This is a genomic window from Streptomyces sp. NPDC111516 (genome assembly GCF_055635345.1).
This window is the reverse complement of sequence record NZ_JBVKBV010000001.1, coordinates 341082-364148: the sequence shown is the minus strand read 5'-3', so window position 1 is coordinate 364148 and position 23067 is coordinate 341082. Positions and strand designations below refer to the sequence as shown.

The 23067-nt window shown below is 70.5% G+C and carries 24 protein-coding genes and 1 riboswitch; of the genes, 11 read left to right on the top strand and 13 right to left on the bottom strand.

Features of this window, described 5'->3' with window-relative positions; genetic code table 11:
* Nucleotides 1-17 precede the first annotated feature (17 nt).
* A complete protein-coding gene (locus ACZ7L9_RS01700; protein ID WP_107408160.1) occupies nucleotides 18-74 on the bottom strand; it encodes a trp operon leader peptide in 57 nt (18 codons plus the stop codon).
* Nucleotides 75-288: 214 nt separating this feature from the next.
* Between ACZ7L9_RS01700 and ACZ7L9_RS01695 the strand changes: the two genes are divergently transcribed.
* On the top strand, nucleotides 289-1644 hold the full coding sequence (locus ACZ7L9_RS01695; RefSeq protein WP_471411544.1) for a class II 3-deoxy-7-phosphoheptulonate synthase: 1356 nt from the start codon (nucleotides 289-291) through the stop codon (nucleotides 1642-1644).
* A 168-nt stretch (nucleotides 1645-1812) separates the two neighbouring features.
* Nucleotides 1813-2097, top strand: coding sequence for a (2Fe-2S)-binding protein (locus ACZ7L9_RS01690; protein WP_471411542.1), 285 nt, complete (start codon nucleotides 1813-1815; stop codon nucleotides 2095-2097).
* A gap of 64 nt (nucleotides 2098-2161) precedes the next feature.
* Here the strand turns inward: ACZ7L9_RS01690 and bfr are convergent, their stop codons facing one another.
* Nucleotides 2162-2641, bottom strand: coding sequence for a bacterioferritin (gene bfr / locus ACZ7L9_RS01685; RefSeq protein WP_471411540.1), 480 nt, complete (start codon nucleotides 2639-2641; stop codon nucleotides 2162-2164).
* A gap of 154 nt (nucleotides 2642-2795) precedes the next feature.
* On the opposite strand from bfr, the gene ACZ7L9_RS01680 reads away from it, so the two are divergent.
* The gene (locus ACZ7L9_RS01680; protein ID WP_266745686.1) at nucleotides 2796-3428 is read left to right on the top strand and encodes a sulfite oxidase-like oxidoreductase; all 633 of its coding nucleotides are present in this window, start codon (nucleotides 2796-2798) and stop codon (nucleotides 3426-3428) included.
* A gap of 32 nt (nucleotides 3429-3460) precedes the next feature.
* Here the strand turns inward: ACZ7L9_RS01680 and ACZ7L9_RS01675 are convergent, their stop codons facing one another.
* The 6 genes from ACZ7L9_RS01675 to thiO form a co-directional block, all read right to left on the bottom strand.
* Nucleotides 3461-4054, bottom strand: a complete 594-nt coding sequence (locus ACZ7L9_RS01675; protein WP_471411538.1) for a DUF4396 domain-containing protein — start codon at nucleotides 4052-4054, stop codon at nucleotides 3461-3463.
* Between the two features lie 100 nt (nucleotides 4055-4154).
* On the bottom strand, nucleotides 4155-5012 hold the full coding sequence (locus ACZ7L9_RS01670) for a deoxyribonuclease IV (RefSeq protein WP_471411536.1): 858 nt from the start codon (nucleotides 5010-5012) through the stop codon (nucleotides 4155-4157).
* 6 nt (nucleotides 5013-5018) lie between these two features.
* On the bottom strand, nucleotides 5019-6935 hold the full coding sequence (gene pknB, locus ACZ7L9_RS01665) for a Stk1 family PASTA domain-containing Ser/Thr kinase (RefSeq protein ID WP_471411534.1): 1917 nt from the start codon (nucleotides 6933-6935) through the stop codon (nucleotides 5019-5021).
* A 111-nt stretch (nucleotides 6936-7046) separates the two neighbouring features.
* Nucleotides 7047-7841 carry a thiazole synthase gene (locus tag ACZ7L9_RS01660; protein WP_471411532.1) on the bottom strand — a complete coding sequence of 265 codons (795 nt, stop codon included), beginning with the start codon at nucleotides 7839-7841 and terminating at the stop codon, nucleotides 7047-7049.
* 2 nt (nucleotides 7842-7843) lie between these two features.
* A complete protein-coding gene (gene thiS, locus ACZ7L9_RS01655) occupies nucleotides 7844-8122 on the bottom strand; it encodes a sulfur carrier protein ThiS (RefSeq protein ID WP_471411530.1) in 279 nt (92 codons plus the stop codon).
* On the bottom strand, nucleotides 8119-9303 hold the full coding sequence (gene thiO, locus ACZ7L9_RS01650; protein ID WP_471411528.1) for a glycine oxidase ThiO: 1185 nt from the start codon (nucleotides 9301-9303) through the stop codon (nucleotides 8119-8121). The genes thiS and thiO overlap by 4 nt, the downstream gene beginning before the upstream one ends.
* Nucleotides 9301-9414, bottom strand: a riboswitch (TPP riboswitch). It overlaps the preceding gene by 3 nt.
* A gap of 51 nt (nucleotides 9415-9465) precedes the next feature.
* Between thiO and ACZ7L9_RS01645 the strand changes: the two genes are divergently transcribed.
* The 7 genes from ACZ7L9_RS01645 to ACZ7L9_RS01615 all read left to right on the top strand — a co-directional run bounded on the left by ACZ7L9_RS01645 (nucleotide 9466) and on the right by ACZ7L9_RS01615 (nucleotide 16234).
* Entirely contained in the window at nucleotides 9466-9810 is a 345-nt protein-coding gene (locus ACZ7L9_RS01645; protein ID WP_471411526.1) for an avidin-fold protein, read from the top strand.
* Between the two features lie 28 nt (nucleotides 9811-9838).
* Nucleotides 9839-11095, top strand: a complete 1257-nt coding sequence (locus ACZ7L9_RS01640; protein ID WP_471411524.1) for an NAD(P)/FAD-dependent oxidoreductase — start codon at nucleotides 9839-9841, stop codon at nucleotides 11093-11095.
* A 111-nt stretch (nucleotides 11096-11206) separates the two neighbouring features.
* Nucleotides 11207-12961 (top strand): peptide-N4-asparagine amidase, encoded by a 1755-nt coding sequence (locus ACZ7L9_RS01635; protein ID WP_471411522.1) that lies wholly within the window; start codon nucleotides 11207-11209, stop codon nucleotides 12959-12961.
* A 43-nt stretch (nucleotides 12962-13004) separates the two neighbouring features.
* Complete coding sequence (locus ACZ7L9_RS01630; RefSeq protein WP_362204522.1) at nucleotides 13005-13370, top strand: Rv2175c family DNA-binding protein; 366 nt, start codon at nucleotides 13005-13007, stop codon at nucleotides 13368-13370.
* A gap of 122 nt (nucleotides 13371-13492) precedes the next feature.
* Entirely contained in the window at nucleotides 13493-14146 is a 654-nt protein-coding gene (gene thiE / locus ACZ7L9_RS01625) for a thiamine phosphate synthase (RefSeq protein WP_471411520.1), read from the top strand.
* Nucleotides 14147-14288: 142 nt separating this feature from the next.
* Complete coding sequence (gene metF / locus ACZ7L9_RS01620) at nucleotides 14289-15206, top strand: methylenetetrahydrofolate reductase [NAD(P)H] (protein ID WP_471411518.1); 918 nt, start codon at nucleotides 14289-14291, stop codon at nucleotides 15204-15206.
* A 50-nt stretch (nucleotides 15207-15256) separates the two neighbouring features.
* A complete protein-coding gene (locus ACZ7L9_RS01615) occupies nucleotides 15257-16234 on the top strand; it encodes a hypothetical protein (protein ID WP_471411516.1) in 978 nt (325 codons plus the stop codon).
* Nucleotides 16235-16262: 28 nt separating this feature from the next.
* On the opposite strand, the gene ACZ7L9_RS01610 is transcribed toward ACZ7L9_RS01615, so the two are convergent.
* The 5 genes from ACZ7L9_RS01610 to ACZ7L9_RS01590 all read right to left on the bottom strand — a co-directional run bounded on the left by ACZ7L9_RS01610 (nucleotide 16263) and on the right by ACZ7L9_RS01590 (nucleotide 22307).
* Nucleotides 16263-17780 (bottom strand): phytoene desaturase family protein, encoded by a 1518-nt coding sequence (locus ACZ7L9_RS01610; protein WP_471411514.1) that lies wholly within the window; start codon nucleotides 17778-17780, stop codon nucleotides 16263-16265.
* Between the two features lie 30 nt (nucleotides 17781-17810).
* A complete protein-coding gene (locus ACZ7L9_RS01605) occupies nucleotides 17811-18428 on the bottom strand; it encodes a DUF4126 domain-containing protein (protein ID WP_471411512.1) in 618 nt (205 codons plus the stop codon).
* A gap of 390 nt (nucleotides 18429-18818) precedes the next feature.
* A complete protein-coding gene (locus tag ACZ7L9_RS01600; RefSeq protein ID WP_406380926.1) occupies nucleotides 18819-19430 on the bottom strand; it encodes a TetR/AcrR family transcriptional regulator in 612 nt (203 codons plus the stop codon).
* A gap of 29 nt (nucleotides 19431-19459) precedes the next feature.
* Nucleotides 19460-21547 carry a YhgE/Pip family protein gene (locus tag ACZ7L9_RS01595; RefSeq protein ID WP_471411510.1) on the bottom strand — a complete coding sequence of 696 codons (2088 nt, stop codon included), beginning with the start codon at nucleotides 21545-21547 and terminating at the stop codon, nucleotides 19460-19462.
* Nucleotides 21519-22307, bottom strand: coding sequence for an ATP-binding cassette domain-containing protein (locus ACZ7L9_RS01590; protein ID WP_471411508.1), 789 nt, complete (start codon nucleotides 22305-22307; stop codon nucleotides 21519-21521). The genes ACZ7L9_RS01595 and ACZ7L9_RS01590 overlap by 29 nt, the downstream gene beginning before the upstream one ends.
* 168 nt (nucleotides 22308-22475) lie before the next feature.
* On the opposite strand from ACZ7L9_RS01590, the gene ACZ7L9_RS01585 reads away from it, so the two are divergent.
* Nucleotides 22476-23003 (top strand): SAV_6107 family HEPN domain-containing protein, encoded by a 528-nt coding sequence (locus tag ACZ7L9_RS01585; RefSeq protein WP_471411506.1) that lies wholly within the window; start codon nucleotides 22476-22478, stop codon nucleotides 23001-23003.
* The last annotated feature ends 64 nt before the right edge of the window (nucleotides 23004-23067 follow it).

Here is a 23067-nt window from a genome sequence, read left to right as displayed (position 1 = left end):
CTGTCGCGCGCGATCGATCAGTGGGCCGCCGGATGAGCGGTCCACCACCAGTTCTGGTTTGTCTGCGCGAACATGCCGTGGATCGTAGCGCATGGCAGCGTGACCGACCGGGCGCGATTCCGTGGGCAGGGCGTGATTCCCCGCTGCCGCGGTGCCGGGTCCTTCCTGCGACGCGGCAACTCCGCTCCCCGCCACCGCGCGGCCGCCCGGTGCGACAAGGCCGATGGGTCCGTCTCACCAGGCGGTCGAGTACCGGCAGGGGAGCGCCGACCCCGTATTCTTGCTGACGTGATCGTGAACGCTGAATCCCAGAGTGTCGCCGAGAAGGCGACCTGGCGAGACCTTCCCGCGGCGCAGCAGCCCGAGTACCCCGATGCCGAGGCTCTGCGCGATGTGCTCGCGGACCTCGCGTCGTATCCGCCGCTCGTCTTCGCGGGCGAGTGCGACCAGCTGCGTGCCCGCATGGGAGCCGTCGCCAAGGGCGAGGCGTTCCTGCTGCAGGGCGGCGACTGCGCCGAGGCCTTCGATGCCGTGTCGGCCGAGCACATCCGGGCCAAGCTGAAGACGCTGCTCCAGATGAGCGCCGTCCTGACCTACGCGGCCTCCGTGCCGGTCGTCAAGGTGGGCCGGATCGCCGGCCAGTACTCCAAGCCGCGCTCCAAGCCGACCGAGACCCGCGACGGCGTCACCCTGCCGACCTACCGCGGCGACTCCGTCAACGGCTTCGCCTTCACCGAGGAATCCCGCGTCCCGGACCCGGAGCGGCTGAAGCAGATGTACCACGCATCGGCTTCCACGCTGAACCTGGTCCGCGCCTTCACCACCGGCGGTTACGCCGACCTGCGCCAGGTGCACGCCTGGAACCAGGACTTCGTGAAGTCGTCGCCGTCCGGCCAGCGCTACGAGGCGCTCGCCCGCGAGATCGACAACGCGCTGAACTTCATGAAGGCGTGCGGTACGGACCCGGCCGAGTTCAAGGCGGTCGAGTTCTACGCCTCGCACGAGGGCCTGCTGCTGGACTACGAGTCGGCGCTGACCCGTACCGACTCGCGCACCGGCCGGCTGTACGACACCTCCGGGCACATGGTCTGGATCGGTGAGCGCACCCGTCAGATGGACGGCGCGCACATCGAGTTCGCGTCGAAGATCCGCAACCCGATCGGCATCAAGCTCGGCCCGACGACCACGGTCGACGAGGCGCTCGGCTACATCGAACGCCTCGATCCCGAGCGCGAGCCCGGCCGGCTGACCTTCATCGTCCGCATGGGCGCCGACAAGGTCCGCGACAAGCTGCCCGACCTGGTCGAGAAGGTCACCGCCTCCGGTGCCATCGTGGCGTGGGTGACCGACCCGATGCACGGCAACACCTTCGAGGCCGCCTCCGGTCACAAGACCCGTCGCTTCGACGACGTCCTGGACGAGGTCAAGGGCTTCTTCGAGGTCCACAAGGGCCTCGGTACGCACCCGGGCGGCATCCACGTCGAGCTCACCGGTGACGATGTCACCGAGTGCGTCGGTGGCGGACACGAGATCTTCGTCGACGATCTGCACCAGCGCTACGAGACGGCCTGCGACCCGCGGCTCAACCGCAGCCAGTCCCTTGACCTGGCGTTCCTGGTCGCTGAGATGTACCGGGACCAGTAGGCATCACCGCAGGTGGTACGCGTATGACTGTGGGACACGGATCGATGTGATCCGTGTCCCACAGGGCGTTCGGAGGCTTTCAAGGGCCCAGGGCGCCGGGTAAGGTTAGGTTAGCCTCACCGGTCAACGGGGTGGCAAATCGACCGATCCCGCCGGGAGGTGAACCGCGTGTACGTCTGCTCGTGCTTCGGCATCACAGAGAAGCAGGTCAAGGAACATGCGGACGCCGGGGCGTGCACACCCCGACAGATAGCCTCCGTCTGCAAGGCGGGCACGGACTGCGGCGGCTGCGTCCGCGCCATCCAGGCCATGCTCGGCCGGGGCGCCTGTCCGCGCCGCGAACTGCTCGACCGGAAGCAGACGTCCGGCACCGCTCCCGAGGCCGATCCGGCTATCGCTCCCGGCACCGTCCCGGGCGTGACCCCGGGCATCCTGCTCTCCGAAGCGGCCTGATCCGGTCCGGTCCGGACCGGCCTGATCCGGTCCGAACGAGAAGCCCTGGCTGTAACGAGAAGCCCTAGCTGTCCGGCTGCTCGATCTGCTGGGCGATGTAGAGCGCCTCGCCGAGTTTCTCGACCAGTTCCAGCTGGGTGTCGAGGTAGTCGATGTGGTGTTCCTCGTCCTCCAGGATCGACTCAAAGATGTTTGCGGACGTGATGTCGCCCTTGCCGCGCATCAGCTCGATCCCGCGCTTGAGGCGGTCGATCGCCTCCACCTCGACCTGACGGTCCGCCTGGAACATCTCGGTGACGGTCTGGCCCACCCGCACATGGAACAGCCGCTGGTAGTTGGGCAGTCCATCGAGAAAGAGGATGCGGTCCGTGAGGGTCTCCGCGTGCTTCATCTCGTCGAACGACTCGGAGCGGGTGTACTTCGCGAGCTTCGTCCAGCCGAAGTTGTCCTGCATCTTTGCATGCAGGAAGTACTGGTTGATGGCAGTCAATTCGGCGGTCAGCTGCTCGTTCAGGAACTCAAGGACCTCGGGGTCGCCCTGCATCGCAGAGGCTCCTTCCAACCGGTGAACTGGTCAAGTTTGCCGCATCTTCGCACCGCACCCGGTGATCGTCCAGTAAGTGCATGCTTAGTACGAGTTGCCCGAATTGCCTACGTCCTGGTCGGAACCACCCCTGCCTGTCTGTCACCATGGAGTCATGGGTCAGCCGGAAAGCCGGGAAAACCGCGCGTCAGAGCAGTCCGAGCTTCCGCCGGGACAGCGACTCCAGCGTGGTTGGCCGGTTACCCACTACGGGCCCGTGCCCAAGTTCAAGCCCGACCGCTGGGAGTTCCGGGTCTTCGGTGCCACGGCGGACGGCGAGAAGCACTGCTGGAACCATGAGGAATTCTCGGTGCTGCCGTTCACCTCGGTGGTCGCCGACCTGCACTGCGTCACCAAATTCAGCATGCTCGGCGCCGAATGGGGCGGCGTGCTCGCCCGTACGATCCTGGAACTTGCACCGCCCGCGCCGAACGTCACCCATGTGATGGTCTGGGCCGAGTACGGGTTCAGCTCGAATCTGCGGCTCTCCGACTTCGCCTCGGACCGAACACTTTTCGCCACTCACAAGGGTGGTGAGCTGCTCACCGCCGAGCACGGCTTCCCGCTGCGGCTCATCGTTCCGCACCTCTACGCCTGGAAGGGGCCCAAGTGGGTCCGCGGCGTCGAGTACATGACGGCCGACCGCCGCGGCTTCTGGGAGGAGCGCGGCTATCACAACATCGGCGATCCTTGGCGCGAGCAGCGCTACTCCTACCAGGAAGAGCCCGGGGACGGCCCCGAGCTCTGACCCGACGGCTCCCGCGCCGGCCCGGTCCGCCCTCAGTGGTGGTACTGGTGCACCACCGCGTGGCCCTTGCCGCGGCCGATCATCCACTTGTTGACCGGTGTGGTGACGACGAAGGCGACGGCGAGCGAGAGGACGAGCGCGCCCCAGAACAGCGTGTCGGAGAGGGTTGCCTCCATGGCACCCGGCCACAGTGTGATCACGCCGTTGTCGATCAGCTCCATCACCGCGATGGAGAGCGTGTCGGCGGCGAGGGCGACCCGCAGGGCCGTACGGAGATCGACGCCCGCCTTCCGGACGGAGCGCAGCGTCAGCGTGTAGCCGAAGAAGAAGGCCAGGACGATCGCGAGCACCATCGTCCGCATGTTGCCCCAGCCGAGCGCCGTGCCGATCACCATGCCGAGGATCTCGCCGATGGCGCATCCGGTGAGGCAGTGCAGGGTGGCCTGCGCGGCCATGGCCCAACCGGCCTTGCCAGGGTGGCGGCCGGTGTGGCCGGTGTGGTCGGCGTGACCTGAGTGGGCTGCGTGCTCGCCGTGATCTACACGCCGGCTGTGGTCTGTGTGCTGCCCGTGCTGCTCGCCCTGCCCATGGTGGCTGTGCTGCCCGTGTTGTGTGTCGTGCTTCATGGCGATCCCCCAATGCCGAGTAGCGGTCCTGCCGACAGCAAAGGACCGTATACCCCCATGGGGTACTCATCAAGGGGAATCGGTGCGGGAACGAGGGCGCTCAGCCCCGGTCGCGCAGCCGCTTCAGCCGTGCCACGTCCGCCGTGTGGCCGTCCTTGCCGCCCGGCGTCTCGATGATCAGCGGCACTCCGGCGGTCGCCGGGTGGGCGAACACTTCCCGGAACGGTTCCTCGCCGATGTGCCCGGTGCCGATGTTCTCGTGGCGGTCCTTGTGGGCCCCCACCACGTCCTTGGAGTCATTGGCATGGATCAGTTTCAGCCGGCCTTCGCCGACCGTGTCCACCAGTAGGTCCAGGGTCTGGCGCATGCCCGCCGGGCCGGTCAGATCGTGGCCCGCCGCGTAGATGTGGCAGGTGTCGAGGCAGATGCCGAGCTTGGGGTGGGCGTCGAGCGCCTCGAAGTACGGGCCGAAGTCCCAGGTACGTGAGCAGAGCGAGGAGCCCTGCCCGGCGGTCGACTCCAGCAGCAGATACGGGTCGTCGTCGTGCGTCAGCTCGTCCAGGAGCGGCCGCATGTGCGTACGTACCTGCGCGAGGGCCTGTTCGCGCGGGCGGCCGCCGGTCGCCGATCCGGTGTGCACCACGACGCCCAGGGCGCCGATCTCGCGGGCCCGGCGCAGTGAGTGTCGCAGCGATTCCACGGACTTGTCGACGGTGGCCCCGGTGTGCGAGCCGAAGTTGATCAGGTACGGGGCGTGGACGTACGCCGGTATGGACTCGGCGGCGCATTCGGCGCGGAACTGTTCGTCCTGGGCCGGGTTGCCGACGGGCGTCGCCCAGCCGCGCGGGTTGGCGACGAAGACCTGGACGGCCTCTGCCCCCATCTCGCGGGCGTACGGGAGGCCGGCCTTGGCGAGGCCTCCGGCCACGGGAACATGGCCGCCGACCGGGTTGCGCATACGGATCTAGAGTCCCTTGGTCTTGATGGTGATGGTGCTGCCCTCGGGGGCCTGTTTGCCGCCGCCGACGGACTGGCTCGCGACGGTGTCGCTGAAGGAGAGGAACGGGCGGTCGACCTTGACCTCGAAGCCCGCGTTCTCCAGCTTGCTCCTGGCCTCGTCGACGTTCTTCCCGGTGACGTCCGGGACGTCGATCATTCGCGGTCCCTTGGAGACCGTGAGCGTGATGGTGTCGCCCTCGGCGGCCTGGCTGCCCTGGGCCGGTGACTGATGGGCGATGTCGCCCGCGACCTCGGGGGAGTTGACCCGGTCGGGCAGCACCTCGGCCTTCAGGCCCTGCTCGTCCAGCGCGGCGGTGGCGTCCACGACGGACAGCCCGGTGACATCGGGGACGTCGACCGGGGCACCCTTGCTGACGACCAGGGCGACCGCGGAGTCCGGGTGGCGTTCGGTGCCGGCCGCGGGCTCCGTACGGATCACCTCGCCCCGCCCCGTCTGCTCGCTGAACTCCTTGGTGACCATGCCGGGCACCAGGCCGGCCTTCTTCAGCTCACGGCGGGCGTCGGCGAGCGCGCGGCCCTGGACATCGGGCACCTTCACGATCTCGGGGCCGCGCGAGACGACCAGCGTCACCGCGTCGTTCCCCCGGATGCGGGCACCGGATCCGGGATCGCTGCTGATGACCTTGCCGCGCTGCACCGTGTCGCTGTAGGACCGCTTGACGCCCTTGAGCTCCAGACCCGCGTCCGAGAGCCGCTGCTGGGCGGTCTCCTCGGTCTGGCCGAGCAGCGAGGGCACCCGGGTGAACTGCCCGGAGTTGATGTACCAGACACCGGTGCCGACCCCCAGCACCAGCAGCACGGCGACGACCGCGGCCATGACGGAGCGCCGTGGACCGAGCCGCCACGGTCCGCGCGGCGCGGGCCCCGTAGGCATCGGCGCGGGCATCTCCAGCCTGCTGGTGTGATGGGCGACGCCCTGATCGGCCGGGACCAGCCGCGGGATCACGCTCGTACGGTCCTCGGCGGCGTCGTGCGCCTCGGCGAGGGCCTGCGGCGGTACGGCGTCCAGCTGGGCGTCGGTGAGGCCGGAGCGGGCCTCACGGGTCTCGGCGAGCAGCGCCACCGCGTCGAACGGGCGGACCTCGGGGTTGCGGGCGGTCGCGCTCGCCACCAGGTCGTCGAGCGCGACCGGGAGCCCGGGGACGACGGCCGACGGGGCCGGGACGTCCTCGTTGAGGTGCTGGTAGATGACCTGGGCGGGCGTGTCTCCGGCGCGTGGCTTGGAACCGGTCAGCATTTCGTACAGGACGACACCGCAGGCGTACACATCGGTACGGGTGTCCGCCGTGCCGTGCTCTATCTGCTCGGGGGCGAGATAGGAGACGGTGCCCAGGACCGACCCGGTGGTGCTGGTGACGGCGCCCACCGCCCGTACGAGACCGAAGTCGGCGACCTTGACCCGGCCGTCGTCCCCTATGAGGATGTTCTCCGGCTTCATGTCGCGGTGTACGAAGCCCGCGCGGTGCGCGGCGCCGAGGGCGGCGAGGACCGGCTCCAGGATGTCCAGTGCGGCCCTCGGCTGCAGAGCGCCGCGGTCGCGCAGCACGTCACGCAGGGTGCAGCCCGCGACGTACTCCATCGCGAGGTACACGTACTGGCCCTGGGCGCCCTGGTCGAAGACCGCGACCACATTGGGGTGCGCGAGCCGGGCCACGGACTTGGCCTCGCGGATGAAGCGCTCGACGAACGAGGCGTCGGTGGCGAGCGCCGGGTGCATCACCTTGAGGGCGAGCACCCGGTCGAGCCGGGTGTCCACGGCCCGGTAGACCGTGGCCATGCCGCCCACGGCGATGCGGGCATCGACGCGGTAGCGGCCGTCGAGCAGCTGCCCGACGAGAGGGTCCTGGAGGGTCGTATCCACGCATGTGAGTCTACGAGCCGCCACGGACACCTCCGACGGACCGGAGCGGTCCCGGGTCCGTACTGCAGCCGAGCCGTGACAGGGACATGCGGTCCACGGCCTCCCGGCGGGTCAGAAGGCCGGGCGCTCCGGGTCCAGCGCCGCACGCCCCTCCACCGGCGACGAAGCCTCGGCGAAGTGCCGGCGCGGGATCCGGCCCGCGCGGTACGCCAGCCGCCCGCCCTCCACCGCGTGCCGCATCGCCGCGGCCATCAGCTCGGGTTCCTGGGCCCGGGTCACCGCGGACGCCAGCATCACCGCCGCGCACCCCAGCTCCATCGCGAGCGCCGCGTCCGAGGCCGTTCCGGCGCCCGCGTCGAGAATCACCGGCACCCGGGCCTGCTCGACGATCAGCTGGAAGTTGTGCGGATTGCGGATGCCGAGACCGGAGCCGATGGGGGAGCCGAGCGGCATGATCGCCGCGCACCCCACGTCCTGGAGCCTGCGGGCCAGCACCGGGTCGTCATTGGTGTACGGCAGCACGGTGAAGCCGTCGTCCACCAGGGTCTCCGCGGCGTCCAGCAACTCGATCGGGTCGGGGAGCAGCGTCCGCTCGTCGGCCACCACCTCCAGCTTGATCCAGTCGGTGCCGAGCGCCTCGCGGGCCAGCCGGGCGGTCAGCACGGCCTCGCCCGCGGTGAAACAGCCCGCCGTGTTCGGCAGCACGCGGATGGAGAGCCGCTGGAGGACGGAGAGCACCGAGCCCTGCACGGTCGGGTCGAGGCGGCGCATCGCGACGGTGGTCAGCTCGGTGCCGGAGGCAGCCAGGGAACGCTCCAGCACGTCGAGGCTGGGTGCTCCGCCCGTTCCCATGATCAGCCGGGAGCCGAAGGTGGTGTCGCCGAGGGTGAAGCGGTCGTCGGCCATCGTCACCCTCCCTGGACCGCGGTCAGGACCTCGACGCGGTCACCGTCGCCGAGCACCGTGGCGGACCACCGGCCGCGCGGGACGACGGTCTCGTTGACGGCGGCGGCGACGCCGGAGTGCGCCGTGGTCAGGGTGGCGGCAAGGGCGTCCAGGGTGGTGCCCGCGGCGAGGAGACGGAGGGCGCCGTTCACGGAGACGGAGACGGAGATGGGGGCGGGATCGGAGGGCGGTGCGGGCCGGGGGCAGGGCGCGGGCTCGGAGAGGGGCGCGGGCTCGGTCATGTGGGCTGCTCCTGACGTACGGGGGCGGCGGTGGGCGGGAAGCGGTGCGGGGTGAAGGGGCGGGCCTGCTCGGGCAGCTCGCCGTCTGCCAGCAGTGCCGCCATGACGTCACCGGTGACGGGGGTCAGCAGCACTCCGTTGCGGTGGTGGCCGGTGGCGAGGTGGAGGCCGGGCAGGGCGGTGGGGCCGAGCAGCGGGGCGTTGTCGGGGGAGGCGGGGCGCAGACCCGCGCGGGTCTCGGTGAGCGGCAGCTCGGTGATGCCGGGCACCAGCTCGTGGGCGTCCCGCAGCAGCTCGTAGACGCCGCCCGCGGTGACGGTGGTGTCCCAGCCCATCTCCTCGCTGGTGGCGCCGACGACCAGCTCGCCGTTCTCACGCGGTACGAGATAGACATGGCTGCCCCGGACCACGGCCCGGACCGTCCGGGTGAGGAAGGGCGCGTACGCGGCGGGCACGGTCAGCCGCAACACCTGCCCCTTCACCGGCCGGACCGGCGGCACGACGTCGCCCGGCAGCCCGGGGAGCCGGCCGCTGAGGCTGCCCGCGGCGAGCACGACCTGGTCGGCGCCGAGCTCCGTACCCCCGGCGAGCACGGCTCCGGTGGCCCGGTCGCGTACGACCGTCAGGCGCTCCACCCGGTCGCGGTGGAAGACCACCCCGGCCCGCTCGCAGGCGGTCAGCAGCGCGGCGGCCAGCCGGCGCGGATCGATCTGGTGGTCGCCGTCCACCCGCAGACCGCCGCGGACGCCGGGTGCGAGCATCGGCTCCAGACGGCGGCATTCGCGGCCGGTGAGCCACTCCGACTCCAGGCCCGAACGCTGCTGCAGGGCATGCAGTTCCCGCAGATGGGCGCGGTCGTCGCAGTCCAGCGCGACGGCCAGGGTGCCGCAGGCGCGGAAGCCGGTCTCGCGCCCGCTCGCCGCTTCCAGTTCGGCCGCGAAGGCCGGATAGCGGGCGGCCGAGGCGACATTGAGGCCCAGCAGCATCTGTTCGCCGTAGTGGAGTTCGGTGACGGCTGCCAGCATGCCGGCCGCCACCTGGGCGGCCCCGCCGCCCGGTTCGGGGTCGGCGACCGCGATGCGCAGTCCGCGTTGCGCGGCCCGCCAGGCGGTCACCAGACCGATGATCCCGCCCCCGATGACCAGGACGTCGGATCCGTTTCCGTTCCGAGAAGAACGCATGGGCGTCCAGCCCCTCCCTTCGCCGGCATGACCCGGATCAGGTTCGTACGGTCGGAGGCCGCCCCAGCCTCCCTCTCAGCCCGGTGCGTCCGGGCTCCCGCGAGTGCTTTACGTTGGCCACCCTAAACCTCGCCCTCCGGACCCCGTAAGGGAGCAGCCACCGTGGCCCGTTCGCTCGACGGACTCGTCCTCTCACCGGTCGTCGACCAGGCCCCGGGCCAGGTCGGTACCCGTACCCGCTTCACGTACCACGAGGAGGGCGGCCGGATCTGGGCCGAGTACGCCGGCGGCGACGTGGTCCGCGGCCACCTCGTCGGTACCCGCGTCGGCGACGCCCTCGACTTCAGGTACGTCCAGCTGAAGCAGGACGGAACGACGTCCTGCGGCCACTGTGTCTCCACCGTCGTCGATCTCGCCGACGGCCGGGTTCGGCTGGACGAGCGATGGGAATGGGAGTCGCAGGAGGGCAGCGGGACGAGCACGGTGGAAGAGATCCCCCTTTCCTGACGTACCGTCAGATGCGTAAGGTGTACGGGTGAGCGAGCAGCAGCAGTCAGAGCAGCCGGGCCGGCGCGCCGGGCGCCGCGTCGTCATCGTCGGCGCGGGCATGGCGGGGGTGCAGACGGCGGTGGCCCTGCGGGAGCAGGGCTTCACCGGCCCCGTCGCGCTGATCGGCGCCGAACCGCACCAGCCCTACGACCGGCCCCCGCTGTCCAAGGCGGTACTGCTCGGCAAGGCCGAGGGCTCCGCCTTCGACATCGATTTCGATGCGCTGGACATCGATCTGCAACTGGGCCGCGAAGTCACCGGTGTGCGCCCCGGCGCACATGAGCTGGACACCCCTTCGGGACCCGTGCCCTACGACGTGCTGGTGATCGCGACCGGCGCCGAACCGGTCGTCCTGCCCGGAGCCGAGGGCGTTCCCGGCGTCCATCTGCTGCGCACCCTCGACGACGCGGCGCGGCTGCGCCCCGTCCTCGACGAGCAGCACGGCGTCGTGGTCGTCGGCGCGGGCTGGATCGGCGCCGAGTTCGCCACGGCGGCCCGCGCCGCGGGCTGCGCCGTCACCGTCGTCGAGGCCGCCGACCGGCCCCTCGCGGGCGCGATGCCCGCCGAGGTCGCCGCCCCGATGAGCGCCTGGTACGCCGAGAGCGGCGCCGAACTCCTCACCGGAGCCCGGGTCGCCCGCATCGAACCGGGCCGGGTGATCCTCGCGGACGGCCGTACGATCCCGGCCGGAGCGGTCGTCGTCGGAATCGGCGCACGGCCCGCCACCGGCTGGCTGGCGGGCTCCGGCATCGCGCTCGGCCCCGACGGATCGGTGACCGCCGACGGGGCGCTGCGCACCTCGCAGCCCGATGTCTACGCGGTCGGTGACTGCGCTTCGTTCCCCTCCGCCCGGTACGGCGAGCGCCTTCTCGTCCACCACTGGGACAACGCACTCCAGGGCCCGCGGACCGCCGCCGCCAACATCATCGCCGCCGCTGCCGACGGTGGCCCCGCGCCGCTGACGTACGACCCCGTGCCGTACTTCTGGTCCGAGCAGTTCGACCGGTTCGTGCAGTACGCGGGCCACCACGGGAGCGCCGACACGCTGCTGTGGCGCGGCGATCCCGCCGGCCCCGCCTGGTCGGTGTGCTGGCTGCGCGACGGCGTCCTGGTCGCGGTCCTCGCCGTGGGCCGGCCGCGCGATCTGGCGCAGGGGCGCAAGCTCATCGAAGCGGGCGCGCGGCTCGATCCGGCGCGCGCCGCCGACCCCTCCGTACCGCTCAAGTCGGCGATTCGTCAGTAAGCGTACGAGCAACGAACGTTGGCGTCCGCTATGTGGACGACCTCTTGGGGGGAAACGAAAGTTAGTGCACTGTGCATTTTTTTGGAGTACTCATTTCATACTCTTCGAAGGATGCGCATGTTTCGACACGGATGGGCCCGCGCGCTGCGCGGAATCTCCATGGCCTCGGCGTCGATCGCCCTCGTCGGAGGCGCACTCGCCGCTCCGGCATACGCGGGCGCCACTCCCAAGCCTGGTTCCAACCCGGCTGTTGACTACCAGGACCCGATCGACGCGTTGCCGCCGGTCTCCCGCCCGGACACCGAGCACTGCTCGGTGACGGCCGTCGACCACGACTTCGGCTACACCCTCGGCGGACCGCCGTACACCACCACGCTCACCCCGCCCGAGAAGTGCAAGGGTCCGTGGAACAAGGTCGTCCTCGACTGGTCGGGCAGCGTGAAGGGGCGTCAGTACGACCGCCTCGCCGCGGTCTTCATCGGTGGCGCGGAGGTCTTCCGCACCAGCACCGCCGAGCCCGACGACGACGGCATCAGCTGGCACGTCGCCAAGGACATCACCGATTTCGCGCCGCTCCTCAAGGACCCGCAGAAGCTCCAGCTCGAACTGGGCAATGTCGTCAACGAGACGTACACCGGCGTGTACAAGATCAAGCTGACGGTCACGTACTACCAGGCCGACAAGCGCCACCCGGCCGCCACCACGGCTGACAGCATCGTCCCGCTCGGTGACACCGGCTCCGGCGGCGCCCCCTGGATGAACGTCGGCAAGGGCGGCTCCACCCGCACCGAGGTCACCTTCCCGCGCAATCTGACCAACGCGCGCCTGGAGGTCTACGCACGCGGGGGCGGCTGCGACGAGCAGTGGTTCGACGCGGTCCCCAGCGACCTGGCGGAAACCGCTCCGGACTATCTCTGCGGCGGCGGGCCCTACCGTGAGGTGCAGGTCGCGGTGGACGGACAGCCCGCAGGTCTCGCCCAGCCGTACCCCGTGGTGTACTCCGGCGGCATCGTCCCGACCCTGTGGCGCCCGATCCCGGCCATCGACCAGTTCAAGACCGAGGCCTACGACATCGACCTCACCCCCTTCGCGGGTCTGCTGGCCGACGGCAAGCCGCACGCCATCAGCATCACCCCGTACGGTGCGGCCGACGGCTGGACCGTCGATGGTTCGCTCTTCCTCGACACGGACGCGCACGCGTCCCGCACGAGTGGCAAGGTGACCACCAACACGCTCAGCCACACCCCGGTCGTGAAAACCGTCCAGACCCCGGGCAAGGACGGCTCCACGGACGTCTCCGTGTCGACCGGCCGCTCCTGGAAGATCTCGGGCTATGTCGAGACTTCGAAGGGCCGGGTCACCACCACCGTCGAGCAGGAGTTCGCTTACACCAACACGGACAACGTCTCCCGCACGGGCAGCCATCAGGTGATGCATCAGCGTGACCACGGTTCCACCACGGTGACGACCAAGACCCACGGGCGCACGGACGCGCAGCGGCACACCTGGTCCTACCCCATCGACGTGGACATGGACATTCCGTTGTACGGCGATTACAACAACTACGACATAAGGGCTGACGTCACCCAGCGTCGTGTGCTCGTCGACACGTTCCGTAAGGGCTCCGCACACGCGTGGCACACGGACTCGGTCACGGACGACACCGTGGACTCGACCGGCAGCATCGTCCGCACGGGCGGTGTCGTCCAGTCCGCCGACGGAGCCTCGACCGAGAACTACCGGGGCACCACGGACACCGGAGCCTGCTACTCGCGCTCCCTGACGACCGCGCACGGCTGGGTCACCCGCGACCGGCAGAGCCACTGCCGCGTCGCGGACGTGGTCCGCGATGCCCTGAAGGGCTGAGTCCGGGTACCGGCTGTCGGTCCGGGATGGCACGCTTGTCCCTGTGACCGAGATTGACGCAAAGATCGATGCTCTCGTCCCCGCCTGGCTCCACCTCCCCGACATCGCCGAAATGCTCGGTGTCGAGGTGACGCGCGTACGGCAGCTGGTCAAGGAGGGCCAGCTCATCGCCGTACGACGTGGTGAGAACCGGGCGCTCCAGGTGCCTGCCGCCTTCATCGACGGCGACAAGGTGGTCAAGGGCCTCTCCGGCACCCTGACGCTCCTGAGGGACGACGGCTACACCGACGAAGAGATGCTGGAATGGCTCTTCACCCCCGACCCGACCCTGCCGGGCACCCCTGCCCAGGCACTGAGCGAGAATCGCGGCACGGAGGTGAAGCGCCGCGCCCAGGCGCTCGCCGTCTGACCGCCGGCCGTATGTGAGGGGCGGACCGCGCACCACCGCGCGGTCCGCGCCCCACGCCGGAACCGGCAACCGTTCCACCGCGCACTCCAGCTCCGCCACGCTCTCCAGGGGGGAACCGCACCATGTCCACGCCTCGCGCGTCGTTGTCGGACGCCCGGCTCTATCTGTGCACGGACGCCCGCAAGCGCCAGGGCGACCTCCCCGCGTTCCTCGACGCCGTGCTCTCCAGCGGGGTGGACATCGTCCAACTCCGCGACAAGGGCATGGAAGCGGCCGAGGAACTCGAACACCTGGCTGTCTTCGCCGACGCCTGCAAGCGCCACGGCAAGCTCCTCGCGGTGAACGACCGGGCCGATGTCGCCCACGCCATCGGCTCCGACGTGCTGCACCTCGGCCAGGGCGACCTGCCGGTCCCCGCCGCCCGCGCCATCATCGGCGAGGACGTGGTGATCGGCCGCTCCACCCACGCCGAGTCCGAGGTCGACGCGGCCGTCGCCGAACCTGGTGTGGACTACTTCTGCACGGGTCCGTGCTGGCCCACCCCGACCAAGCCCGGCCGGCACGCCCCGGGCCTGGACCTCGTGCGGTACGCCGCCTCGCTCGGCACCCGACGCCCGTGGTTCGCCATCGGCGGGATCGACGCGGGCAATCTCGACGAGGTGCTGGACGCCGGAGCGCGCCGGGTGGTCGTCGTACGGGCGATCACCGAGGCCGCCGACCCGGCCGCTGTCACCGCCGGGCTGGCCGAGCGAATCCGGGCGCGCGCCGGGACGTGATCCGGCCGGGTGCCCGAGGCCGAATGCCCGACAGCCGGCTGCCCGAAGCGGGCTGTCCGAAGGGTGGACAAACAACCGGTCAATTCGGACAATTAACGCTGGTCTGGTCCTGTGGTCGTCGTGCTCTGGTTAACCTGCCGGTATGGCCCTTGGCACACCATCTACCAGGACAGATCACGCGCGCACGGTGCGTGAGTTCCTCGCGACCGGCAAGACTTCGTATTCGTTCGAGTTCTGGGCGCCCAAGACCGAGAAGGGCGAGCGCAACGTCTGGAGTGCGCTGCGCCGCGTCGAGGCGGTGGGGCCGAGCTTCGTCTCCGTGACGTACGGGGCGGGTGGCTCCACGCGGGCCGGTACCGTCAGGGTGGCCGAGCAGATCGCCGCCGATTCCACTCTCACCCCGGTCGCGCACCTCACGGCGGTCAACCACTCCGTCGCCGAGCTGCGCAACATGATCGGGCAGTACGCCGACGCCGGAATCCGGAACATCCTCGCCGTGCGCGGAGACCCGCCCGGCGACCCGATGGGTGAGTGGGTCAAGCACCCGCAGGGCGTGCGCTACGCCGCCGATCTCGTCCGGCTCATCAAGGAATCCGGAGATTTCTGTGTCGGCGTCGCGGCATTTCCCGAGATGCACCCGCGCTCGACCGACTGGGACACCGACGTCCGGCATTTCGTCGACAAGTGCCGTGCCGGTGCCGACTATGCGATCACGCAGATGTTCTTCAATCCGGAGGACTATTTGCGGATGCGTGACCGGGTGGTCGCTGCGGGTTGCGAAACCCCGATCATCCCCGAGGTCATGCCGCTGACGAGTGTCAAGCAGTTGGAACGGTTCGCGCAGCTCAGCAACGCGTCTTTCCCTTCCTCCCTGAAAGAACGCATCCTCGCCGCCAAGGACGATCCCGCCGCTGTACGCTCCATTGGAATCGACTTCGCAACGCAGTTCTGCGCGAGGCTGCGATCCGAGGGTGTGCCCGGACTGCACTTCATCACGCTCAACAACTCGACGGCGACGCTCGAAATCTACGAGAATCTCGGACTGCACAAGCAGTCGTGACCGGCCGTACCCGCCGCGACCCGGGGCGGTGGCCGTAGGAGGGGGCGGGCATGGGCTGGACGGTCCTCTACATCGCGTTCGGAATCGTCGCGCTGTGGCTGCTCGGTGAGGTGCTCCTGCAGTACAAGGCACGCCTTCGCTGGCGTCTGCTCGCCTTCGCGGGCTTCGGCTGTGTGGTCGTCGGCGTGCTGATGCCGTCCGTGTTCGTCATCGCCCTGGGCGCGATCGCGTTCGCGACCGGTCAGACGTACGTCACGCTGTCCTTCCGGCGCGGCTTCTCCACCGGCTGGGCGATAGGGGGCAGCCCCGGCGAGAGCCGTCGCCGCCGGGGCGGGGGCGACCGGGACGGCCGCGAGCCCACGCTCGAAGTGTCGGACCTGGAGCTGGAGGACGGCGAGCAGATCCCGGCGCAGGCGGGCACCGCGGCGGCATCGTCCGCTCCGCCGGAGACTCCGGCGGAGCGGACGGCGGTCTACGAGCCGGAGCCGCTGCCCGACGACACCGGGCAGTACGGCATCTACAGCGATCACCAGCGGTCGCAGCAGGGGCAGGGCCAGAGCCAGGGCAGGCAGGCGGAACAGCAGCCGCAGTACGCCGCGTATGACCCCTACGCCGGCCACTCCACGTACGCCGCGCCGGGCCAGGATCCGTATGCGGGCCAGGACTCCTTCGGCGGCCAGGACTCCTTCGCCGGGCAGGGGCAGTACGACTACGGCACAGGTCAGCAGCAGTACGCCGCGTACTCCGACCCGTACATCGGGACCGGCACCACCGGCGGCTCCACGCAGTACGCCGCGTACGACAGCTACGGCAACGGCTACGACAGCTACGGCGGTCAGCAGCAGTACACCGCCGATCCGTACGCCCAGCAGTACGCCCCCGAGACCCCGCCCGGCGGAGTCTGGGTGCCGCAGCAGCGCGAGGGCGAGCAGTACCCGCCCACGCCCCCGGAGCAGCCCGCCCCGTACCCGAACGGCCATGCCAACGGCAACGGCAACGGCTACGACGAACAGCAGTACCGCTACTGACGACGGGCCCGGCAGGCGGCTTCCGGGATCATTGCGAGCCCCGGAACCCGTCCCCCTCCACGATCAGTCCGGCGACCAGCGCCCCCGACATCCCGGCATGGGCGAGCCCGCCGCCCGGGTGCGACCAGCCGCCCGCGGCGTAGAGCCCCGGCAGCCGGGTGCGATTGCCCGGATGCAGATACGCGCCCTGCGCCCCGGCCAGCGCGGGCGCGGGCACCGAACCGCCCTCGGCGCCGGTGTCGCCCGCCGTCTCGGCCGGGGTCCGCACCTCGGCGTGGAGCAGCCGCTCCCGCAGGCCGGGCACGGCCGCGCCGGCCGCCTCGATCAGCGCGTCGGCACACCGTTCGCGCAACGTCTGGTCCGTCCAGTCGACCGCCCCGTGCGGGGCGACCGTCGCCATCAGCGTCACCGCCTCGTGCGCTTCGTCGGGGCGGGTCGACGGGTCGTCCGGGCGCAGCACCGTCACCGTGGGACGGCCGGCGAGCCGGCCGCCGAACACCGCCTCGCGCTCCGCAGCGCCGTCCGTCGGGTGCACCAGGGTCCGGTGCACGGCGTCCCCCGGCCGAGCGCCGCGCAGCGACAGCAGGACCAGGAACCGGCCCGGCACCACCCCTTGCCCCGGCCGCGGCTGAACCGCTACATCGCCGTCCCGCCACAGCTCCTGACCGGGCACCAGTCCCGGATGCGGGTGGGCCCCCAGCACCACATGGGCGGCCTCGGCAACCGTCCCGTCCACGAGCTCGACGCCTGCCGCCCGGCCGTCCTTCTCGACGACCCGGGCCACCTCGCCGCCGAAGACGAACTCCACCTTCCGGGCCAGGCACCGCTCGTACACCGCCTGCGCCAGGGCCCGGATCCCGCCGGAGACGTACCAGCTGCCGAAGGTCTCCTCCATGTACGGCAGCAGGGCGGCCGCCGCCGGGGCGCGCAGCGGGTCGAGCCCGTACGAGAGGGCGTACCCGTCGAGAAGGGCGGCCAGCCGCGGGTCCGGCAGCTCCCACGCGCCGATCTCCGCCACCGTGTCCGCCCGACGGGCCGGGCGCAGCAGGCGGCGCTGCCGGAGCGCCGGATACGGATCCCGGCCCAGCACCTGCCAGTCGGAGCGCAACGGCTCCTCCAGGAGCGGACGCCGGGATCGGTCCCAGGCGTCGCGCGCCCGGTCGAGGAACTCGCCCCAGGCCGCGCCCGCGCCGCCTCCGAGCGCGGTGTCCAGGGCGGCGACCACCCCGGCCCGTGACGCGTTCGGCAGCGAGACCGCCGTGCCGTCCGCGAAGATGTGGCGACTCGCCGGATCGACCTGGGTCATCGTGACGCACCGCTCCAGCGGCTCCTTGCCCGTCTTCACGAACAAGTCGCGGTAGACCGCGGGCAGATGCAGCAGCGTGGGACCGGTGTCGAAGGCGAAGCCCTCATGGGCGTACCGGCCGACCGAGCCGCCGAAGGTGTCCGACCGCTCGTACACCGTCACCCGGTGGCCTGCCACGGCGAGCCGGGCGGCCGCCGCCATCGCGCCCATCCCGGCGCCGATCACCGCAATACGTGCCATGTCAGTGACCTTAACGGCCACCTCCGACACTCAGTCCAGCGGCCAGTGCGATCCGGCTCCCGCCAGGCGTTTCTCCTGGCGGCGCTGCGCCCTGCGGCGCAGGAACCGGCGGATCCGGGAGGCCAGGAAGACCAGTACCACCATGCCGAGCAACAGCAGTGTCCCGGCGATGACCGCGGCCACCAGCGGATGGAAGATCGCGAAGGTGACGATTCCCGCGACGCCCAGGTCCTCGGCCGTGCTCACCGCGATATTGCTGAACGGCTCGGGGGAGGTGTTGACCGCCATCCTGGTGCCCGCCTTCACCAGATGACTCATCAGAGCGGCGGAACCGCCGACGGCCCCGGCCACGAGCTCCGGCAGTGAACCGCTCCCGCCGGCCAGCAGCGCCGCCACGACGGCCCCGGCGACGGGTCTGATGACGGTGTGCGCCGAGTCCCAGACCGAGTCCACGTACGGGATCTTGTCCGCCACCACCTCGCACAGGAAGAGCACACCGGCCACGACGAGGACATCGGTGCGCTGCAGCGACGCGGGCACCTCGTCGCTGAGGCCGGTCGCGCCGAAGACACCGAGCAACAGGACCACCGCATAGGCGTTGATCCCGCTCGCCCAGCCGCTTGTGAACACCAGAGGGAGTACGGACACGGACGCGATCGTAACCAGATGGCGCAGGGCCCGGGGTGGGGATCGGTGCGCAGCCCTGAGTATCCGTACCTAGGAAACGAGATGAGTAGATGTGCGGATGGGTTCCGACCTGCGCGGACGGGAGAGTGGAGCCCACGGAGAGGGGCGCGGCACCGGCACCGCCGACACGGGGCGGCGGAGCGGGTGCGGCAACTCCTTCCGGAACGGGGGAGTACGACGGAGAGCCCGAGGACCACGGGGGAATCGGGGGTCACGGGGGAAGGCTCTCCGACAGCACAGGAGACGCCGGTCCGGCGCAGGCTCGGGGGGATCGAGCCTCACCGGACCGGCGTCTTCGCGTGTCCGTGCGACGGGCCGGCCAAGGCTGCCGGGTCGGCCCGCGCCGCCCGGTCAGCGTCCGCTGACCCGGCCGTGCAGCAGGAGCGAGAGCGCCGAGTGCACATCGTCGATCGACCGCTCCGGCTGGAACGCCTGCCAGTCCAGTGCGGCCACGAGCACCATGCCGACCAGGGCCGCGGCCGTCAGCTGGACATCGATCTCCTCGCTGAGCTCACCGTTCTTCACCCCCTCGCGCAGCACCCCCTCGACCACGGCGACGGCCTCCTGACGCACCACCAGGAGGGTCGACTGCCAGGCCCGGTTGGTGCGCCACAGCTCCGCCACGTACAGCTGGGTGAAGGCCGGATAGCGGTCGATGAAGACCAGACCAGCCCTGATCATCGCGTCCAGGGCCTCGACCCGGGTACCGCCGCGCTCCTCGGTGTCCTCGGCCGCGGAGCGCAGCGATGCCGTGAGCAGCCCGACGCCGTGGCGCAGCAACTCCTCGAAGAGTTCGGTCTTGCTCTTGAAGTTGTAGTAGACCGTGCCCTTGGCGACCCCGGCGCGCTCGGCGATCTCGTCCACCGTGGTCGCGGAGAAGCCCTTCTCGGCGATGAGAGTCACCGCCGCCTCGTAGAGCTTCTGCCGGGTGGCCTGGCGGCGCGTGGTGCTACTGCTTTCCATGCCCCTGATTCTCACAGGTCCGGGTGCGCTCACAGGCTCAGCTCCGGATGCAGCCGGTCCAGGGTCCACACCTGCTTGCGGCGCGCGGCGAACGCGGTCAGGGCGAGCGCCCCCGCCGTGAAGGCCAGCAGCACCGCGCTGCCCTGCCAGACCGGGGCGAGGTCGCCGCCCGTGATCAGCCTGCGCAGGCCCTCGACGACGTAACTCATCGGCAGGTAGGGGTGGATCGCATTGAAGAATCCGGGGCTGGTCTGCACGGGATACGTACCCCCGGCCGAGGTCAGCTGGAGCATCAGCACCGCCAGTACGAGGATGCGTCCCGCGGCCCCGAACCGGGCGTTGAGCCACTGCACGATCGCTGCGAAGCAGCAGGTCACCAGCGCGAGGAAGCCGATCGTCCCGGCGGCGCGGGTCATCTGCAGCCCGAGCCCCCAGTGCAGTACGGACATCAGGGCGGCCACCTGCACCAGGCCGATCGCGGCCACCGGCAGCCAGCCCGCGAAGGCGATCCGCCAGGCGGAGGCCCCGGCGGCGAGTGCGCGCCGGTTGAGCGGCTGGATCAGCATGTACGCCACCATCGCGCCGACCCAGAGGGAGAGCGGGATGAAGTAAGGGGCGAAGCCGGTGCCGTAGTTGGGGGCCGCGTGCAGCGACTTGGAGGCCAGCTGCACCGGGTCGGCCATGACTTCGGTACGCGCGTCGCGGTCCTTCTTGTCGTAGTCGGGGATCTTGCCGACGCCGTCGTTGAGTCCGTCGGCGAGGGTGGCCGAGCCGTCGCCGAGCCGGATCAGCCCGCCGTCCAGGTCGGTCGCACCCTTCTTGAGATTGCTCACTCCCGTGTCCAGGTTCGCGGAGCCCGTCCTGGCCGTGGCCAGGCCGGTGTGCAGTTCGTTCGCTCCCTTGGCGACCTTGTGGGCGCCGGTGTTCAGTGCATTGACCTTCGACACGGCGGACTTCAGGTCCTTGTCCAGGTGCGGCGCGCTCTCGGCCAGGTCATTGGCCTGCCGCTGCAGCGTGGTCAGCCGGCCACGCAGCTTCTTCAGATCGCCGTTCTGGTTCGTGACCAGCACATTCACATCGTCGGCGACCTTCGTGACATCGGCCGCCGCGGTCTTCGCGCGCTTCAGCGGCGGGCAGACGGTGGGGTCGGCGGGCGGCTGCTCCGTGCAGCTGGTGCGGTAGACCTCGGCCAGGTCGTCAAAGGCCGTGTGGGCGGCGGTGGCCGCGGTGGGCGCCGACTTCACCAGCAGGTCGAGGTTGTCCCGTACGGTCTGCGAGGAGTCGGCGACCAGCCGGGCGGTGTCGCCGATGGACTTGCCGTTGTCCTTCAGGAACGGGCGGACGTCGGCCGCCACACCGTTGACCTTGTCGGCGAGCAGCTGGGTGCCGTCGGCGACCTGCCGGGAGCCGGTCTCGAGGTCGCCCGCGCCCTTGTTCAGCTTGACGATCCCACCGGCCAGACTGCTGCTGCCGGCCTTGGCATCCTTCAGCCCGTCCGCCAGATCCTGCGATCCCTTCTTCGCCTTGCCGATGCCGCCCTTGAGGTCGTCGGCACCCTTGGCGGCCTCCGCCGTCGCGTCGTGGAGGTCGGAGAAGCTGATGAAGATCTGGTCGAGGAAGCTGCGCGAGGCGCTGGTCGACGCGGCGGTGCGCACCTCGGAGAACACCGTCCGGGAGATCTGCCCGACGATGTAGTTGTTGGCGTCGTTGGTCCGCACCTGGAGCGCGCCGGTCTCGGGGGAGTCACCCGAACTGGACGCGATCCGCTTGCTGAAGTCCGACGGCATGGTGAGCGAGAGGTAGTACGTACCGTCCTCGACGCCCTTGTGCGCCTCGGCTGAACTCACCTCGTGCCACTCGAAGGTCTTGGAGTCCAGGAGCTTGCCGGTGATCTCGTCGCCGACCGCGATGTGCTTTCCGGCGGCGGTGGCGCCCTTGTCGTTGTTGACCAGCGCGACCGGGATCTTGTCGAGGCGGCCGTACGGGTCCCAGAAGGAGCACAGGTACAGGGCGCCGTAGAGCAGCGGCAGCAGCAGGAGCGCGATCAGCGCGGCGACCGGCAGCTTCCCCCTGCCGAAACGCTTCAGCTCAAGCGCGGCCAGTCTCGGCGAACGCATCGGCCGGTCCCTCCTCGGTCGTGGTCTCCTCGGCCGCGGCATCCCGCGTGTCCGCCGGTGCGGCCGTGGTGTCGGTACGTACGGTGATGGCGCCCTCGGGCGCCTGGCTGCACACGGCGAGCACGGTCGTGCCGCTGTCGGCGACGGACCGCAGCAGCTCCCAGGCCTCGGCGCGTTCGGCGTCGGAGAGCTTGAGGTCGGTGTCGTCCACCGCGAGCAGCCGGGGCCGGCCGAGCAGCGCGAGGGCGATGGCCAGCCGCAGCGCCTCCAGCCGTTCCAGATCCCGTACGGAGGTCCGCTCGGCCTTGGGCAGGGTGGCGAGGTCGAGTCCGGCGGCTTCCAGCGCCGCGTCGATCCGTCCCCGCGCTGCGGCGACGCGCTCGGTGCGCGGACGCAGCAGAGCACGCAGCGAACCGTCGAAGCGGCGCTGCAGCAGGGCCCGCTCGCGCAGGTGCTCCGCAACGGTGAAGGCCGGGTCGAGTTCGCTGACCCCGGTCACCGGGCCCAGCGAGCTGATGCGGCGTACGGCGGCCATCTTGCGCGGCAGGCGCAGTCCGCCGATCTCCGCCAGGCCCTCGGTGGGGCGCATCCGGCCGGTGAGCGCGAGCAGCAGGCAGGTGCGGCCGGAGCCGGAGGGGCCCTCGATCGCCACCAGTGAGCCGGGCCCGGCCTTGATGCCCACGCCCCGGAAGGCCCAGCCGCGCGGTCCCCTGAGCCCGAGATCCTCGGCGGTGACGGCTGCCCCGTGCGGGCTGTCCACAGACTCTCTCCTCGTTTTGAACTGACTAGTCAGTTCAAAAACTTAGCCCGAACTCGCGATCGAAGCAAAGGCGCAGGTCAGGGCGGGGATGAGGTCGATTGTCAGTGGTGCCCGTCACGATGGATACATACGGCCACGGAGCCGTTACACGAGACAGGAGGTTTCGTCATGGCCCACTCGTCCGCAGCAGCCGCACCCCGGCGCCGCGCAGACGGCCCTGCCCCCTCACTGACCGGCCCGGCAAGCGATGTCCATCCCGTTCTGCGCCGCACCACGGCGCCGCCCGCCGCCCTCGATCTGCTCGCCAAGGCCCGCACCGGCCTCGACGAGGCCGCCGTTCTCGATGTGCCGAACGAGCGGTATGCCACCGCCCACCTCGCTGCGCTGCGCACCGCCGCCGCCGTGCTCGCCGCGCGGGCCCGCCCCGAGACCTCCAGGCGGCGCCGGGAGCGGATCCGCAGTGCTTGGGAAGTCCTCCCGGAAATAGCCCCCGAGCTGACCGAATGGAGCGCGCTGTTCGCCTCCGGCGCCCGCCGCAGGGCCCGCGCGGAAGCCGGCATACCGGGCGCGGCCAGCCGACGGGACGCCGACGACCTGCTGCGTGACGCGGAGATGTTCCTGCGCCTGGTCGAGCGGCTGCTGTTGCTTCAGCCGGTGCTCCCGCAGGCCCGGAAGGAGCGGCCCGACGCGGGATGACGGCGACGGTGGCGCGAGGCAATAGGGTGGACAGCACGTGTACCACCTGCACTGTTCACGCTCC